The sequence below is a fragment of the Pseudoflavitalea sp. G-6-1-2 genome (assembly GCF_012927185.1).
In the GTDB taxonomy this organism is placed as follows: Bacteria; Bacteroidota; Bacteroidia; order Chitinophagales; family Chitinophagaceae; genus Pseudobacter.
In genome coordinates this window covers 434376-452681 of the sequence record NZ_JABBGB010000002.1, presented here as the reverse complement: position 1 = coordinate 452681, position 18306 = coordinate 434376, and the positions used below count along the sequence as shown (strand labels likewise).

At 47.4% G+C, this 18306-nt stretch carries 12 protein-coding genes; 6 read left to right on the top strand and 6 right to left on the bottom strand.

The genetic code is table 11. The features are described from left to right. Window positions 1–12 precede the first annotated feature (12 nt). Together glgB and HHL16_RS11510 are read left to right on the top strand one after the other, a co-directional pair. The gene (gene glgB / locus HHL16_RS11515; protein ID WP_206022390.1) at window positions 13–1962 is read left to right on the top strand and encodes a 1,4-alpha-glucan branching protein GlgB; all 1950 of its coding nucleotides are present in this window, start codon (window positions 13–15) and stop codon (window positions 1960–1962) included. A 46-nt stretch (window positions 1963–2008) separates the two neighbouring features. Beyond that, window positions 2009–3037: a tetratricopeptide repeat protein gene (locus tag HHL16_RS11510; RefSeq protein ID WP_169425350.1), complete on the top strand. Its 1029-nt coding sequence runs from the start codon at window positions 2009–2011 to the stop codon at window positions 3035–3037. A gap of 70 nt (window positions 3038–3107) precedes the next feature. Here the strand turns inward: HHL16_RS11510 and HHL16_RS11505 are convergent, their stop codons facing one another. The 6 genes from HHL16_RS11505 to HHL16_RS11480 form a co-directional block, all read right to left on the bottom strand. Continuing rightward, complete coding sequence (locus HHL16_RS11505; protein WP_169425349.1) at window positions 3108–4151, bottom strand: DUF4249 family protein; 1044 nt, start codon at window positions 4149–4151, stop codon at window positions 3108–3110. Beyond that, a complete protein-coding gene (locus HHL16_RS11500; RefSeq protein WP_169425348.1) occupies window positions 4151–6730 on the bottom strand; it encodes a TonB-dependent receptor in 2580 nt (859 codons plus the stop codon). The genes HHL16_RS11505 and HHL16_RS11500 overlap by 1 nt, the downstream gene beginning before the upstream one ends. Before the next feature lie 67 nt (window positions 6731–6797). Further along, a complete protein-coding gene (locus HHL16_RS11495; RefSeq protein ID WP_169425347.1) occupies window positions 6798–7772 on the bottom strand; it encodes a FecR domain-containing protein in 975 nt (324 codons plus the stop codon). A gap of 18 nt (window positions 7773–7790) precedes the next feature. Further along, a complete protein-coding gene (locus HHL16_RS11490; RefSeq protein WP_169425346.1) occupies window positions 7791–8381 on the bottom strand; it encodes an RNA polymerase sigma-70 factor in 591 nt (196 codons plus the stop codon). A 99-nt stretch (window positions 8382–8480) separates the two neighbouring features. Beyond that, window positions 8481–10916: a T9SS type A sorting domain-containing protein gene (locus HHL16_RS11485; protein WP_169425345.1), complete on the bottom strand. Its 2436-nt coding sequence runs from the start codon at window positions 10914–10916 to the stop codon at window positions 8481–8483. 195 nt (window positions 10917–11111) lie between these two features. Then, window positions 11112–12626, bottom strand: coding sequence for an NAD(P)H-hydrate dehydratase (locus HHL16_RS11480; protein ID WP_169425344.1), 1515 nt, complete (start codon window positions 12624–12626; stop codon window positions 11112–11114). Between the two features lie 78 nt (window positions 12627–12704). On the opposite strand from HHL16_RS11480, the gene HHL16_RS11475 reads away from it, so the two are divergent. From HHL16_RS11475 to HHL16_RS11460, 4 genes are all read left to right on the top strand, one after another. After that, window positions 12705–14915 (top strand): sensor histidine kinase, encoded by a 2211-nt coding sequence (locus HHL16_RS11475; protein ID WP_169425343.1) that lies wholly within the window; start codon window positions 12705–12707, stop codon window positions 14913–14915. 43 nt (window positions 14916–14958) lie between these two features. After that, the gene (locus tag HHL16_RS11470) at window positions 14959–15594 is read left to right on the top strand and encodes a response regulator transcription factor (protein ID WP_169425342.1); all 636 of its coding nucleotides are present in this window, start codon (window positions 14959–14961) and stop codon (window positions 15592–15594) included. Window positions 15595–15692: 98 nt separating this feature from the next. Beyond that, on the top strand, window positions 15693–17009 hold the full coding sequence (locus HHL16_RS11465; RefSeq protein ID WP_169425341.1) for an OmpA family protein: 1317 nt from the start codon (window positions 15693–15695) through the stop codon (window positions 17007–17009). Window positions 17010–17018: 9 nt separating this feature from the next. Then, window positions 17019–18251, top strand: a complete 1233-nt coding sequence (locus HHL16_RS11460) for a hypothetical protein (protein ID WP_169425340.1) — start codon at window positions 17019–17021, stop codon at window positions 18249–18251. Window positions 18252–18306: the final 55 nt, after the last annotated feature.

Sequence of the window (18306 nt, the reverse complement as noted above, 5' to 3'; positions counted from 1 at the left end):
AAACCTTGAACATTGGTACCACCCTTGAAGTACGAGGAAGAACATTTTATCGACAGCACCAAACCGGTGTGGAATTACTCCTTATTCACCGACGAAGATATCCGCAACTACCAGCAGGGCACCAATTACAGGATGTACCAGCTGCTTGGCTCTCACGAAGCAACAGTGCTGGGCATAACAGGCTATTATTTCGCCGTATGGGCGCCTAACGCAACCTACGTTGCTGTTACAGGCAATTTCAACAACTGGAATAATGAAGCTCATCCGCTCTTTGTACGAAAAGACAGCAGCGGCATCTGGGAAGGCTTTATTCCGCATATGCATAAGGGTGAGGTCTACAAATACCATATTCACGGATACAAAGGCGTACAACTCGATAAGGGCGATCCCTACGCAAACTTCTGGGAACGCCGTCCACAAACCGCAAGCATCACCTGGAATCTGGATTATGTGTGGAAGGATGAGGAATGGATGGCAAACCGCCACGCCAGCAACTCCATCGACGCGCCATGGAGTGTATACGAAATGCATCTGGCCAGCTGGATGCGTCCGGATAAGAATGATGAAGAAAGTTACAATACCTACGCTACCATACGCGAAAAACTGGTGCCTTACCTGCAGGAGATGGCCTTCACGCATGTGGAGTTCATGCCTGTAATGGAGCACCCTTACGACGGCAGCTGGGGCTACCAGGGGGCAGGATACTTTGCACCCACTTCGCGTTTCGGCGATCCGCAGGGGCTGATGGAACTGATCGATGCGCTCCATCAGGCCGGCATCGGCGTGATACTCGACTGGGTGCCATCGCATTTTCCCTACGATGCCCACGGCCTCCATATGTTCGACGGCACACATACCTACGAGTATGCCGATATGCGCAAAGGTTTCCATCCCGACTGGAACAGTTACATCTTCAATTACAAAAGGGGAGAAGTAAAATCTTTCCTCATCAGCAGTGCCCGGTTCTGGTTCGAACTGTTCCATATCGATGGCATCCGGGTAGATGCCGTGAGCTCGGTGATCAAACTCAACTACAGCCGCACCGAAGGCGAATGGGAACCCAACGAATTCGGCGGCAACGGCAATATCGAAGCCATCCACTTCATCCGCGATCTCAACGAAACCATCTACCGCGACTTCCCCGATGTACAAACTATCGCAGAAGAAGCCACCGACTGGCCCGGCGTATCGCGACCCACTTACACCGACGGACTCGGTTTCGGCATGAAATGGATGATGGGCTGGATGCACGATACCCTCGACTATTTCAAAGCAGATCCGCTCTTCCGCAAAGGACTTCAGGATAAATTCACTTTCAGCATGATGTATTATTACGACGAGAACTTCATGCTGCCGCTCAGCCACGACGAAGTGGTGCACGGCAAGAGCCCCATGCTCTACAAAATGCCCGGAGACGAATGGCAGAAATTCGCCAATCTCCGCACATTGTACACCTATATGTTCACTCACCCCGGTGCCAAACTGCTCTTTATGGGCAATGAATTCGGAGCTACCGATGAGTGGAATCATAAGTCTGAATTGCAATGGCCACTGCTTCAGTTCGATGCACATCGTCAATTGAAAGATTGCGTGCGCGACCTCAACAACTTATTGCGCAATCAGCCCGCACTCTATGAGAACCAGTTCAATGCCCAGGGATTTGAATGGATAGACCTCAATCACCGCGACGAATGCGTGATCGCTTACCGCCGAAAAGGCAAGCTGCCGGAGAACGATTTGCTTATAGTGTTGAACCTCACACCCAATGTGCGGCACGATTGGAAATTATATGCAAAAGGGAAGAAGGTTTGGAAGGAGATATTCAACAGCAACGACCGAAAATACTGGGGTTCAGGCGATGTGTTCAATCTTGAAATTTCCGTGAAATTGGTAGACAAAAATCAAGACCTCTACGAAATAAACGTACATTTACCAGCGTTGGGAGCAATAGTTTTACGCTAACCAACCTTTACACGTAACCTTTTGATCCAATACCAATCTCAGAAACATGCGAAAGTATCTCCCGCTGGCGGGATGTCTGCTAATGTCCGCAGCAGTATACAGCCAGTCTGACAGCGCCGGCTTTTATCATGATAAAGGCCTGGTGGAAAAACAAGCCCGCCGCTACCGTGAAGCTGAAAAACACTTCATAAAGGCTTCATCTTTCAATCCGAAAAATACTGTTATCCTCACAGACCTTGCATCTGTACTGCTCGAGCAGAACCGCTACATGGAGGCCCGTGAAAAATTGCTGTCCGTTGAGCAACTCGATCCCAACAATCTGCCGGTGATCGAAAAACTCGCGCAACTCAGCATCAACACGCGCAAGTGGGAAGAAGTAATCAAGTATGCCGATAAGATGAAGCAGCTGAAAAGCACTCAGCCCGTGAACTTTCTGATGGCAAAGGCCAATTACGAACTGGAGCGATATGGTGATGCTTTGAGATTCTGCGAGCTCGCTTTCAGAGACGATCCTAAGAAAGCAGAAACGCCTTACATCGCTGCACGCGCACTCGTTGAAATGAGCAATTACAAAAAGGCGGCAGGCTGCTACGAACAGGCGCTGGAGCGCGATTCGTCCAACGCCACCTGGATGTATGAAGCCGGACTCACCTTCTACGCCATTCCCGACGACAAGAAAGCCGTTTACTGGCTCGAACGCGCCGGAGCTAAGGGCTACAAAAAAACAAACGATTATCTCGAAAACCTTGGCAACGCCTACCTCAATACAGGGCAACTGGAAAAAGGCATGGAGATCATGAACCAGATGCTGAAGAACAGACCCGGTGATAAGGAACTCATCTACACCATCGGCGAAGCATGGTACAAAGCAGGCAAGTGGCAGGAAGCCATCGATACATGGGATAAGATCTTCAGCATCGATGCCAAAAACGCCAACGCGCTCTACATGATCGGAATGGCATACCAGAAAAAAGGAGAGAAAGAAAAAGGACAACAATTGTGCGATAAAGCCATCGAACTCGATCCCGGTTTGGCTAAACAGCGTACAGAGAAGAAAATGCCAACAGGATTGTAAGAAGTAATATCAACTTTCTGAAATAAACGCCGGGCCTGCTTTTCAGGTCCGGTTTTTTTGTGCAGTGATCTTACAGCTCATCGAAATAATAGCGTTTTTCGATCTGGGAGCTTCCGCCGAATACACCAAGTCCGGATTGGATATTGCCCACAGGAGAGATCAGTTCATTGGCAGGAACAGATCCGAAATCCGTCTTGTATTTTTCGTAAGTAACCAGATACCTGTACAACTCTCTGCTCACCGATTTTATCTGCAGCAACACACGGCCTTTCAGTTCAGTAGAGTCTGTAGTGAAATACGTTTTATCGATGCCGAAATTCAGTTCGTATTTGTTGTTCTCGAAATGAGAATCGGTTAAGAAGATCCTGCGGTATGGATTGTCGGGATTATCGAAACGGATATTGTCGATATTCTTATCATTGGTGTACAGATCGAGCCGAAGGAACTTTTGCTGAGCAACAGTATCTTTCACCAATTTTACGCCGGGTTCCGACTTCACCTGTGCATAGAGTGTTTGAGCTACTTCGGTAGCCATATCGTATTTGGTTCCTTTGTAACTGAAAGTGGTACGAACTTTCAGCACCTGCTTCAATGCTTCGATTACATACAGTTCCTGCGTTTCGGCAAGATCAACCAATTTGAGTTTAACCTGCAGTACAGGTTTAAGCTGATGTACGTTGCTGCTGGTATCGAGCTTTTCGATATTTACGGGTGCGGGGATGATGGTGTTCGCTCTTGCTGCACCCAATACAGGATGGCTTACTTCCAGCGTATAGTTGCCGCCGGGCTTGAAATAATGTTTAACAGTAAAAACAGAAGTGGGATTGTTTTCAAACTGTGGTGATTTATCTGCTTTCAGCAACCATTTGCCGCCGTGTTCTTCGGTTAGCACCACAGTGGCGTCGTTCACTTTTTCGAATTGCAGCAGATTGCCCGCACCTGCGCGGATGGTTCGTCCGATAGGGATCCTTACCAGATCGCCTGCTGTTGCTTCGGAGAGGATCACCAGTTTATCGTCTTCACTGGCATCGGGAATGAAATTCTTCCTGCAGGAAAAAGCCGGTAGCAGCAGAAGCAGCATCAAAGCATGAAATATGTACTTTTTCCTTTGCATCAGAAATTGATATTGTAAGCTACATAAGGTGTAATGTCGAAAAACTGGTACTTGGTGGTAACCACCAGCGAACGCTTGCCCAGCGTACCTTCCAGATCGTACACGTACTGGCTGGGCGCTCCGTACACGTTGTAAATTCCCATGATCAGTTTTGCAGGAAGTTTTTTGTTCACCAGATGATGGAAGCCTGCCGATACATCGAGCCTGTGATACGATGGCGTTCTGTACGGATGTGCATTGGTGCCCTGATAGATCAACCGGTATTCGTCGGGCGAACGCGGATCTTTGATCTGCTGCGCATCATCAAAATCGGGATAAACAAGACTGGGGAGCGTGAACACATCACCCGTAGCCCAGCTCCACAATGCAGCACAGTTCCATCTTTTGCCTACCTGATACGATACTGCCAGATTGAGATCGTGACGACGATCGTACTTGAAAGGGAATTTGTTTCCCTTATTCACGTATTTGAACTGACGCCAGTTCCAGGAAAGTGTATAGCTGATCTGTGCTCTCCACTTCGGAGTTTTCTTAACGTACATGAACTCCGAACCATAGCTCCATCCTTTACCTGTTTGAATGGATTGCTCCCAGCTTCGGTTGTTCAGGAACAGATTCTTGCCTTCGATATAGTTGGTAACGTTGTAGAGTTTCTTGTAATACAGTTCGGCGCTGAAGGTGCCGAAATTAGGGTGATTGTAGAGATAACCAAGATTGAACATCCGGCTCTCTTCGGGTTCCAGCTTGCGCGTAGAAGGGACCCATGCATCACTGTTAACACCCATGTAAGGATTGGTAACCTGATGCAGGTACTGCGCCATCTGGCTCCAGGCAAGACTTACCTGATTATGTCCGTCGATTCTGTAAGCCGCATAAAATCTGGGCTGCCAGGAACTGAATGCAAAATTACCGTGTGTGTAATTGGAAAAATGTAAACCCGGGCGTACAGTGAGTTTTTTTCCGAGTCTGAATTCAGATTCGTAGAACAACACAGCTTCGCGGTAAGTGAGAGTAGGGAAGGCGCTGAACTCATCGGGGTCATCGATAAAATCCTGCGTTACCGTTCGCGTGAATGGCTTGATGCGCGTAGCTGAGTACTTCGCGCCGAAATTCATTCTCCAGTTATTGGTGGGCGAATACTCAAGTACACTGCGGATATTGTATTGCCTGATCGATGAAAAGATATTGTATACTTTGTTCTGCACTATCGATCCTGAACTGTCGTACAGAGAATACCTGAAGCCTGCAATATTGTTGTAGCTGCTCATGTTCAGCGATGTATTGATGAACGCATTGGCGCCGAGCAGTCTGTTCCAGCTGAGTGCAAGGTTTTTATTTCCCCACTGGTGGCGGTTATTGATATTCGCTTCAGACAGTTTGAGGTTATCGTCTCCGCTGTAGATATTGAACATCAGTTTATCTTTCTTCGAAAGTATATGCGTCACCTTCATTTGAACATCGTAGAAATTGAGGAGGATGCTGCTGTTGGTGAGTCGCAGGAGCGGATTGATCCAGCTATGACGGAAGCTGAGCATGATGGCAGTGCGGTCTTTTTTCAATGGACCTTCGATGGTGAAGGAGCCTGCGAGTACGCCTGCATTGATCTCGCCCTGCCACTGCTTCATATTGCCGTCTTTGGTGCTTACATCCATTACAGAACTGAGTCCACCTCCGAAGCGGCTCGGAAAATTGCTTTTGTAAATGTACATCGACTTCAGCGAGGTCTTGTTTACGATCGGCAACGAACCCAGCAGGTGCATGGGATTGAATACGGGATTGCCATCGAGCAAAAACAAGTTCTCTCCGGGATTACCTCCCCGCACGAGAATGCCGTTGGGAATATCGGCTACGTTCTTCACGCCGGGAAGCTGATACAATGAGCGAAGTACATCGGGTTCGCCGAGTACGTTGTTGTAATCTTCTGCATTCACTTTATCGGCGCCTTCTCTTTTCTGCCGGGGCACTTCGGCTACAATTACTTCGGCGATGGCAGGAACGGGCTGCAGGCGTATATCGCGCCGCATATCCTGTTGCAGATCGGCGATGTTCAGCACCATCGGCGTGTATCCGGCATAGGTGATCTGAATGGTCTGTTTCCCTTCGGGGATTACGAGGGTGAAATAGCCATGCTGATTGGCCAGTGTGCCTTTTCGGTGAACAGGATCCCAGATGGTAGCATCGGGGAGCGGCTCTCCGCTGGTTTCATCTTTTACGATGCCGAAAATGGTGTAACTGTTCAGCAATGCATCATCGGGCAATGCGGTGGAGTTGGGAGCAAGAATGAGTTTGTTGTTTCTTTCCACCACCCTTATCAGCTGGCCACGCAATACCTGTTGCAGCAATGCACCGATGGTAGCGGGTTTGCCGCTGATGGTGACAATCTTACCTGTATCAATAGCCGAAGATGTGTATTCGATAATTACCTTGCTATGCAGGCTGATATCTTCTAAGAACGAGCGGATGGATGCTTTGTCTGTAAACGCACTGAAGGGTGTGGTCAATAAACGTTGCTGCGCATTAGCCCGGTGGAAGCCAATGCAGCCAGTCAGAATAAATATTGTGAAAAGTAGACCCTTCATGTAAAGCCAAAACCCGGTGGCCGTGGTTTAGGAGGGGCAATTTGCTGAATTCCGTGGATTTTCCGTCTTATTTTTTATGAAATATAATTTTATTGACTTCTGTGCTGGTTTCCAGACCCGTAAACAGTTTTACTTCTTCCAGCACTTCAGTGAGTGGTTGTTTGTCGAATTTGGCGGTGAGGTGCATTTTCAGGGCTTCGGACTGGATGGCGGGAGCTACAGAAATTTCGATGCCGTAGTAGTCGGCAATCTCCTCCAGCGCTTCCATGAGCGGCGTATTGCTGAAATTGAGGAGACCTGTTTTCCATGAAAGGAAATTGGAATCCGATACAGCAGCCTGTTGAAGATCGTTACCGGTGAGCACGGCTTTTTGTCCGGCTGAAAGTATCACCTGTGGCGCTTCTTTCTGTTTTCCGGCAAAACTTACCCTTCCGGTGCTCACGATCACTTCGTCTCCCAGGTCGGTTGAATGAACAAGGAAGGAAGTGCCCAGTACCTTTATAGTGGAGTAATCGGTGGAGATGAGGAATGGTTTCTTTTCCATTGGTTCAACTTCAAAGAAAGCTTCGCCTTTCAGCTGCACTTTCCTGAAAGTACCTGCAAAGTCTTTATCATACCCGATGCTGCTGCCTTTGCGCAGGGTTACCTGTGTGCCATCTGGCAAAGTAACAGGGGTATTGCCTTCGGCTGCGATTATGGTTTGTGTGTTGTTCTGTGTACGATTCCAGAGATACCAACCGCCGAATACCACGCCGAGGAATACTACGGCAACAGCCAGCCTCTTCAGCGGGAATACCATAGCGGGTTGCTGCTGTTCTTTTTGGCGAATGCCTGTATCTACTTTATTCCAGGCTGCAATGGTATCGAATGTGGGAGTGTCATGCATGGTAGCGCCTTTATCCCAGATGAGCTGCATCTGTTCGTATTCATGGCGATGCGATGCATCGGCATCCAGCCATTGCTGCAATTCTGCCAGGTCTTGCGGGGTGGCAGTTCCATTCAATTGGCGGGCAATAATATCAGCTATCTGGTCGTCTATCATAACGTGCTTGCGATAAAACTATAACAGAAAATAGTGTTGAACCCCTATTTCCATGAACGAATAAAACGCAGAAAGGAGGAAAACCGAAAGGTAAACCTGCCGTTCCTTTATAAAAAGTCTTAATATCTTCAGTGCTTTTCCCATCTGATTCTCTACAGTTTTCACAGAAATGCCTTGTGAATCAGCAATTTCCTGATAGGTGAGCTTGCCCATCCGGCTGAGTACGAATACTTCGCGGCATTTGGGTGGCAGCTTGTCGAGCGCAGATTTCAGCAATGCCATAAAATCTGTTTCCGCTTTCTCCGGCGAGAGGTGCACCTGCTCCGTGGCAATGGTTTCCTGCCCCGTTAATGCAGTTACCATCTGCTTTTTGTTGCGTTGCAGCCAGGTGAGGCAGTTGTTTCGCACAGCTGTGTAGAGATAGTACCGGATGCCTTCATTGCCCACGAGGCTTTGCTTCTTCTCCCATACATGCATGAAAATATCCTGAACGATGTCTTCACAAACATTCATTTCTTTCACTAATGTATAGGCATACTGGCACAGTGGTTCATAAAAGCGCGAGAACTCTTGCTGGAACTGATGGTATAGTGGGCTGGTTGTCGACATGCCGATTTTACGGTATGTAAAAATAATGGAAACCGGGTAAATAAAAGAGGGAGGTCTTTGTTAAACCTCCCTCATAACCCTATTGTTCTACTTGTTCTTTTACTGTTTTATCAGCTGTTGTCTGTAACTGATCTGGGTTCCGCTCAGTTCGAGGGAATAAGAACCCGAAGGTAAATTACCCAAATCCGTGATGCTGCTTGTATTAACGCCTGCATTGCCGCGAATGTTGTATGTTTTTACAATAACACCGCTGAGGTTGTAGATGCGTACGCGGATATTGTCTTCTCTGTCGAGTTTGAAACGAAGCTCCAGCACAGACTTGAACGGATTGGGCGATGCCCTGGCCGTGAAGACGCCGAGATCGGTACGAACCGACATGATCTTCGACTCTGAAGAATTGTTATCGAAATCTACCTGACGGATCTTGTAGTAGCTCAATCCATCTGCCGGTTTATCGTCGATGAATTCATAACTGCTGTTGCTTCCTTTGGCTGCTACTTTTCCAATTATGCTGTAGTCTTTGCCATTGGTGCTTTTCAGTATTTCAAAATGATGGTTGTTGATCTCTTCGGCAGTTCTCCAGTTGATATGCACTTTGCCGTTGTTGTATCTCGATCCTATAGACAACCATTGTACCGGCATTGGGATCAGTGCCGTAACCGGACCAAACTCCGAAGTATTGCCGGCGCCTGTTGCACTTTCATAAGCCAGTGCCGTGATGCGGGTGCCGGCTGAAACTGACCCCTGGAGGCTGCTCAACGGAATGGAAAAGCGGAATTCAGCTTCGTTGCGAATGCCGCCTGTGCCTGTTCCTTCCTGCGATGCATTGTAATTGCCGGTGGTGCCAACGAGCAGGTCGGCTGCATCGAGTGTTGCGTCATCCTGACCACGGAAAAGGAAAGTCTTTCCTTCGCCGAAGCTTGTTACATATCCGCCGGGAAGTGGATTGGGATTGGGACCCGCATCGGCAATATAAAATTCTATCACAGCATTGGGGCGTGAAAAACCACGTACAGTAAGGGTTGTAGCGCTTACCTGTACAGAAGTGATCACAGGGAAATTCAGCAGGTTGTTAACGCCTGCATCACTGTCGCCGTTATCGTTGCTGGTAACCTTATCTGCATTGAGATCGATGCCCAGCAGATTGTTGTTGTTGAAGATGCTGTTGCGCGAGAATTTATTTCCGGTGGCAACACCTGCCGTTGTTTTTGCTACAATGCCTCCATTGTTGTTGTTGCCAATATGATTTCCTTCAGCTGCATCTTCACTGCCATCGTTATTGGAACCGATGATATTGTTCGATAAAGTGAATGTGCTGTACTCTGCAGTGAGCAAAATGCCCGCACCTCCATTGGCGCCGTCTGCCTCTGTTCCTCCGGGTGCATTTGCTCCGATATTGTTTCCTGCGATGATGTTGTCGTTGGTGTTGTCTGCAAAAGTATTTCCCATGTTAAGGAAATCGAAAGTGCTGAGACGGATACCGTCGCTGATATTGTATACGATGGTGTTCTTCTCATCATTGGCATTGCCATTGAGTCCGTCTGTGCCCACGCGGTTGCCATGGCTGTTCATGATATGGATACCTTCTCTGCCATTGCCTGCTGCGGCTTTTCCGAAGCCGATGATATTGCCTGCGATCACGTTGTCGTGGCTTTGTACCAGAAATAAACCTACTTCACCGTTATTGCCGATGATATTGCCTTCCAATGCGTCGGAAGTGCCGTCGCCATTGGTTCCGATGGTATTGTTAAGAGCGGTTACTGTTACCAGAATTCCATTTCGGCTATGGCCAAAACTGCCGCCAGCTGCTGTTGTGTTCAGATTTTTGTCGAACCCGATTATGTTGCCGGCAATCACTGCACTGCGTGTATTCCAAAGAATGATACCATCAGCGCTGTTGGTTCCTGAGCAGATGAGATTGCCTTCGTTGATATCATTGAGGCCATCGCCATCCACGCCAATAACTACGCCTGTGTTAAATGCACCTCCGTAGTTGAAGAGGTTGACTGCAATGCCGCCACTGGCATTGCCGAGGCCCGCTGTTGCACCGTCTGCACTTGTTCCGAGATAGTTGCCCCAGATATGTGCAGTGTTTCCCTGCTGATTGATGTTGATCGCATAACGCGGCGAACGGATGATCGACAATCCTGCAATGGAAACATCCGCTGAATTGATGGTGAAAACATCTGAGCCGCCATTGAGAAGACTGCCGTCGATTGTTACTACGATAACTCTCGAAGATATGGTTCCCTGACTTGCTCCGGATTGCGAATATCCATTAATGAAGAGTTCGTCGGTAATGGCAGGTAATCCGGCCCCTGTGAGACTAATGGTTGTTGATCCGGCCGGAAGATTGAATTCGATGATGTCTGCCCCAGGCAATGTATTGCTGGTTTGAATAGCTTCAGCCAATGTATTTGCGCCACTGGCAGCATTGCTGGTTACAGTAATAGTGTTTGCTGTTGAATGGTTGGTGTACAGGATAGCCAATACATGAAAGGCAATACCTGTCAGGGTCTTGAAGGTAATTGACATACGAGGTCCTTTTGATGTTCAGAGTTGAATCAGGTTACTGGAAGGAAGATGGACTTTGGAGGTATGTTAAATAGGATGTGTGGAATAGGGAGGGTACCTGACAATACTAAAGTATAAATAGAATGCGAATATCGCAATTATTCTTTCTATGTAATGAATGGTGGAAAAGTTTCTTTCCGGAAAAGGGAGAAGCGCTTAAAAGTCTTCCGGTGTTTGCTGCAAAAGAAGGTAGGCATTGCCCAGGTGACGGGTGATATCAGACGCAATAAGTCCAGGCTCTGAAACCTGCACTGCTGCCAGATCTCCTGCCAGCCCATGCAGGTAAACTCCCGCGATGGCTGCCTGTTCGGGTATCAGTCCCTGTGCACAGAGACCGGTGATGATGCCTGTGAGTACATCTCCGCTTCCGCCGGTTGCCATACCCGGATTGCCGGTGCTGTTGAACCAGGAAATTCCTCCCGGCGTGGCCACCATGGTGAAGGCGCCTTTCAGCACAATGGTAATGCCGAGTTTTTTTGCATGATGGTGAGCCAGTTCCCATCTTTCAAAATCATTGGCAGCCGGACCGAACATCCTTTCCAGTTCTTTTACATGCGGTGTAAGCACTGCACGCGATGGTATCTTTTCAAGCAATGATTTGTTTTCTCCGAGTATATTCAACGCATCCGCATCGAGCACCAATGCTCCCTTGCTTTGCTGAAACAATTGTTGCAGCAGGGGAGCGCCTTCGGTATATCTCCCCATACCCGGACCCACGCCGATGGCATTGAATGCTGCAATATTTTCTACCGTTCCGATATGATCCGTTCCTGCCACAATACACATGGCCTCCGGCGCACTGATCTGCATGATCTCATAACCGGCTTTCGGCACAAAACAAGTGAGCTTGCCCACTCCGCTGCGCAGGCAGGATTGTGCGCTGAGCACAGCGGCACCCATCATGCCAAGGCTTCCTGCTATCAGTGCCGCATGACCGAAATCCCCCTTGTGCGCGAACTTATTTCTGACAGGAAGAATAGCGCGGACAATTGTATCATCGATCCACTGGTAAGTGGGGGTGATGGTGTTGAGGTATTCGGGGTGAAGACCAATATCCAGAATGTGCAGTTCCCCTATATGCCGCTGGTTCTCTGCTGCAAGAAATGCAGGCTTGTAACATTGAAAACTCAATGTCTGCATTGCTTCGATGGCGATTGCACCTTTACTGCTTTTATCGGTGTACAATCCCGAAGGAATATCGATGGCAATCACCAGATTCCCGCTTTGGTTGATATGCTGCACAACAGCGGCAGTAAGTCCGTCCAGCGGACGGTTGAGTCCGGTTCCAAGCAATGCATCGATTACAATATGATCGTCGTCGATTGCATGAATGGTTTCTTCAGACGAAATGAACCGGATGATGGCATTTGTCTGATGAAGACGCGCAAGATTGGTCTGAAAATCCGTGGTTCCTTTTGCGCCGAATTCGAGGATGTTCACCGTTACCGCATGTCCGCTTTGAGCAAGCAGTCGCGCGATTGCCAATCCATCACCGCCATTATTGCCTTTGCCACAGAAAATGGTAAAGGCACTTTGTTTGTAGCCGTTATCCAGCAGCCAGTCGAAACAGGCTGTGGAAGCACGTTCCATAAGGTCGATGCTAAGGATGGGCAGCTCGCGGATGGTGAATTGGTCCCATTCGCGGATCTGAGCGGCAGTGAGAATTTGCATAGGCGAAAATTAGAGATAAAGCTAGGGTTAATCCCCGATATTAGTTGTATTTTATGCCTGTAAAACAACCTGCTCTCCATGAAATTCAGGCATTACCTGTATTGGCTGATACCTGCATTGCTATTGACTGCTCCTGCATCTCAGGCGCAATCGAATGCAAAAGATTCCATCCATGTATTTGCACTTATCGCCAAAGCGGAAGAATTCTTCTCTTCTTCAGATTATGACTCTGCCCTGAATTATTGCGGCCTCGCAGAAAGCTATTGCAAAAAGATCAATTACAAAAAAGGACTCGCTTACACGCTGATCGAAAGAACCGATATTCTCATGGATAAAGGAGATCTGACGCGCGCTGCCCTCGAAACAAATGTGTCGCATGCCATCGGGCAGCAACTGAAAGATTCCCTGATTCTCGCCATTACTTTCATGCAAATGGCACAGACCAATATGTATGGACAGAAGTATGATGAAGCCATTCCTTTCTTTGAAAAATGCGCGCAGTATTTCAACAATCATCCTTCCCGATATGCCGCGTTGGCCTTTAACGATTTCGGATTCACCTACGGTGTAAAAGGTGAACTCGATAAAAAAGCCAACTGCCTCATCAGATCCATCGATATGTACGAGTCGCTGGGTGATGGCTACGATGGCGAAAAAGCCGCTGCCTACAACAATCTCGCTACCGTTTACTACGAATTGAAACAACGCGATAAAACCATTGAATACGCTAAGAAATCTCTTGCCCTTAGAGAAAAATCCGGCGATATCGCAAGGCTGTCGCTGGGTTGCTGCAATCTCAGCCAGTTCTATCTCGGAGTGAATAATCAGGAAGCTGTAAAGTATCAGAAACTTTGCGTGAAATATGCGGAACAGTCGGGAGATGAAAGCCGCATCCTTCATTCCTACATCACTTCATCCCTCATTGCCAGCGAACAAAAAGACAGCGCTACCGCGATTGAATATGAACTGAAAACTATTGCGCTGCTGGAAAAAAGCAAAAAGGATCCTTCCATGCTCGCCCGGCGCTATATCGCAGCCGGAATGGCCTTCTCCGGAAAAGATTCTGCCCGCGCAATTTCCTATTTCAACAATGCTCAACGATTGTCAGCAACATTGAACGATAAATTCAATCTCCGGGATCTTTATCTTCAACGGGCTATCTTTTACAAGCGTCATCAGAATTACGAAGAAGCCTACAGCAACCTCACCACTCATATTCTTTACAGGGACAGCATCATCAAGAGCAATACAGCCTCCACCATTGCAGATCTCGAAGCCAAATACGAAAGTGAAAAGAAAGACAACCTGATTTCCCGGCTCAATGCAACCCAGGAAATCAAAACCCTTCAGATAGAAAAACAGAATGCATTATTGGCCGGCAATCTGCTGGAGGCACAGAAAAAACAGAACGAGATCGATCTTCTGTCAAAAGAAAAAGAACTGCAGGATTTGCAGATCAGCCGGCAGGATGAACAACTCGATAAACAACAGCTGCTGGCCAGTTACAATCAACAACAACTGCAACTGGCAGCCAAAGAAAAACAGTTGCAGGAGAAGCAATTGAAAAACTCCCGAACGGTGCGTAATCTGCTGTTGGTGGGGTTAGGACTTATTTCCATCATCGGGTATTTTCTGTTTAACCGTTACCAGCTGAAACGAAAGATCCATGAGCAGGAAGCTTTGCTGGCTGTGCGAAACAATATCGCTAAAGACCTGCATGATGAGATCGGTTCTACGCTCACCAGCATCAAAATTCTATCCGAAGTTTCCGGGAAGAACCTGCAAAAAGACACCAGCAAAGCAGCTGTATTCATCCAGAAGATCACCGAACAATCTGCCGCTGCACAACAAGGCATCAGCGACATCGTGTGGGCAGTGAAACCAGAAAACGATAAAATGGAGAACATGGTGGTGCGCATGCGCGAATATGCCGCACAGACACTCGAATGCAGGAATGTGCAAACCTATATCACCATCGATGAAAAACTGCTGAACCTGAGTCTGGATATGCAGCAACGGCGGGACTTCTTCCTCATCTACAAAGAAGCGATCAATAATATTGCGAAATATGCGCAGGCAACTGAAGTGAATGTGGTTATCGAGAGCAAAGAACATCAGCTCAATCTGATGATTCAGGATAATGGAGTGGGTTTCGATACCGGCCTCATTCGAAGCAGCAATGGACTGCGTAACATGAAAGCCAGAGCAGAAGCGTTACACGGAGCATTGAATATCCGCTCTGTTCAACAGCAAGGCACTGTGATAGACCTGCGGATACCACTTACATGATCATGTAGTATTCACCAAACTGAAAGCTGATTATCTTTAAATTATGGCTATTAAAGTACTGGTATACGACGACAATGCTGCGCTGCGCACCAGCATCGAGGCACTGATTGTTGCAGAGGACGATTTTGTACTGCTGGCAGTGATGCCCAATGCAGAAACGGTGGAAACAGACGTACAACAGTTTCAGCCAGATGTAGTGCTGATGGATATCGATATGCCGGTAGTAAATGGAGTGATGGCCGTGAAAAAGATCCGGCAGTTCAATCAGCAATTGCCAGTGATAATGCTCACCGTATTCGACGACGACGATAATATTTTCAATGCCATCTGCGCAGGCGCATCGGGTTATCTGCTGAAACAAAATGCTACCGGCGAAATTCCCGGCGCCATCCGAATGGTAATTGCCGGCGGCGCTCCCATGACCGGTTCCGTTGCCAAAAAAGTATTGCAAATGGTTCCCAAAGCCATCAACGCCGATCAGGAAAAAAGCAATCTGTCAGAAAAGGAAACAGCCATTCTTCAATTGCTCGTAAAAGGATACAGTTATAAAATGATTGCCACAGAAATGAACATCAGTATCGATACCGTTCGGTTCCATATCAAAAAGATCTACGACAAACTTCATGTACATTCCGCCACAGAAGCCGTTTCCAGAGCCATCAGAGATAAACTCGTTTAACAGATAATCATGTTTCCCGTAATGCCGCTACATGGATATGTAGTTGATAACACCCCGCAGTAAAACTAGGTTTGGGGTGTAATCAAAAAACCGACATCATGAGACAGTACATTCTGCTTGTTATTTTGCTGGTAACAGCAGCCACCATACATGCACAAAGCCCTATTCCCAAAAGGGCTGAACAAAGAGCAAAGGACAAAGCCAACAGTAAAGTGGATGAATCAGTTGACAAAGGCATCGATTCTGCCTTTTCGAAAACCACCCGCGCAATTGGCAACCTATTCAAGAAAAAAGACAAAACCAAAAAGAGGACGGACGAAGAAGCCCGCAGCGACGAATCTGTATCCACTTCGGATAGAAGAGGAAACATCGGAAATGCAGGCGCCGGTTCTGCCAGGAAAGTGAACAGTGCCGGAGATTTTGAACCTGGCGGAACAGTATTGTTTGAAGATCATTTTTCAAAAGATCGTACCGGAGATTTTCCTGCCAACTGGAATACCAACGGAAGCGGAAAAATTGTAACCATCGATGGAGTGGAAGGAAAATGGCTCGATGTGGTGCACAACTGCATCATCACTCCCGTGCTGAACAAACCACTTCCTGAAAATTGTACCATTGAATTTGATCTGTTCCTCAGATCGGAAGGGGAGCGCAGTACACCATTCATTCAATTCGGACTTACCGAAGTGCGCGATATTCTGCGGGAAGACCTGTTTTACAAAGATCGGTTCTTCGTTAACCTGCACCGGTACACCGAAGAAGATGGAAAAACACTGGAGTATGGATTGAAGAATGATGTGATCGGCAACAAAAGTAGTTTTCCGCTCACTGCGTATGTGAACAAAGTATTGCATGTTGCTCTTGCAGTAAATAAATCACGCGTGAGACTTTATCTGGATGATAACAAAATCATCGACCTGCCACAAGCGCTCACCAGCAATATGCGCAATAACTTTTTCCTGAACAACAATGCAGTGATACCTGCCTCTGAAACCGGCATGTACGTGGGCAATATTCGCATCGCTTCCGGGGAGACCGATGCGCGCAGTCTTCTCATCAAACAACTGATGGAAGAAGGGAAAGCCGTTACCAATGATATTTTGTTTGATGTAAACAGCGACCGGATAAAGAAAGAATCTTTTTCCATCATCAATCAGTTTGGCGACGCGCTGCAAAAGAATCCTTCCCTGAAAATAAAGATCACCGGGCATACTGATAATGATGGCAACGATGCAGACAACCTCACCCTCTCACAAAAACGTGCAGCGGCGGTAAAAATGTACATCACGGAAAATTATGCAGTGGCTGGTTCCAGAATTCAGACCGATGGAAAAGGGGAATCGCAACCAATTGCCACCAATTCCACAACAGATGGAAAGGCAAGGAACAGGCGCGTAGAATTCGTAAAACTTTAATTGCAAACCATGAAAAATTGTTTCCTGATATTTCTGGTGTGCCTGTTGATGTCAGCACAATCATTTGCGCAACCCCGGAACCGAAGCAGGGATAGCATTGGTGTTGCCGGCTGGCGCACCATCATCAAAAAAGCGCCGGTGCTTACCGGTGAAACATCACCGAGGATCATTGTTCCTCACGAACAGCCATTGTGTTTTCCCATGGAATTCGATCTCAAAATATCCATTCCGGGTAAAATTGCAGAACAGGCCATGTTCATCAATGCAAACACGGGCGTGCTCGGATTTTTGCCTCCCAGCAGCAGTGGCCTTGTTAATATGCTCTTTCCCGAACTGCCCGATTTCTCTTTTTCGGTGATGAGCCTCAAAGGCAATGCCTTCCACTATTACACACGAAAAGGAAAGAACAATACGATCGACAGATGGGTGTCGACCGGCAATACGGAAACACATTTTTTTCAAATGCCTGCGGGTAGTTTTACAGGAGCAGTTGATTTGCAAAGAAAGAACGAAACGGCCCCTTACTGCAATAGCACACTTACAGCAACGGCTTATCGTTTTTCCACCAATCCGGATATGACCTGGTTTTTGTTTGGAGATCGTTTTCCGGAGAAACTGCATCCACGGAAATTCCTGGGCAATTTCGGAGTTGGCTATCTGTATACCGATGAAGGATTGTTTATTGCCACTGAATTCAGAACAGGTTCCTACACCTGCAAAGTCACCGAAATACAGGTAACCAATACCTGTTTGCATACGAATGAATTCAATGTAATGGAAGATAAGTTTGTGGAGAAACGAACGGAGGCGCTCAATCAGAACAGACAAAAACTGGAGCGGGATGCTGCGAAGATCGGCGGTGATTGCGCGAGTGAGCAATCCGATCTGTTAACCTTCAGACGGGAACAACAAACGAAACAAGAGGCCGCTTTGCGGCAATCCAAAACAGGCAATACTTACCAGGATCAGAATGTGCAGCGAAGCATGCTGAGTATGATGGATCCGCTCACCATGGTTCAGGAAGGGATACTCACCACAAAGCTGAGCATCTGCAGAGCAGAACATTCTACCAGCTCCAGAAAAGCAGAAAAGATAAATTGCCTCAATAATCAGCTGGGAGTTCTGATGGATCTGGAAACGCGGATGCGCGCGCTGGATACTCAATACGCCAATGATCCCGGTAAAGCATATGCAGAGAAGAGTAAGTTGTATATGCAACGCAGGCCCGGCGGGTGTTCATGAAATTTATTAAGAATCGTTGTGAGCGGGTCTATGCCCGCTCACAACGATTATCTCT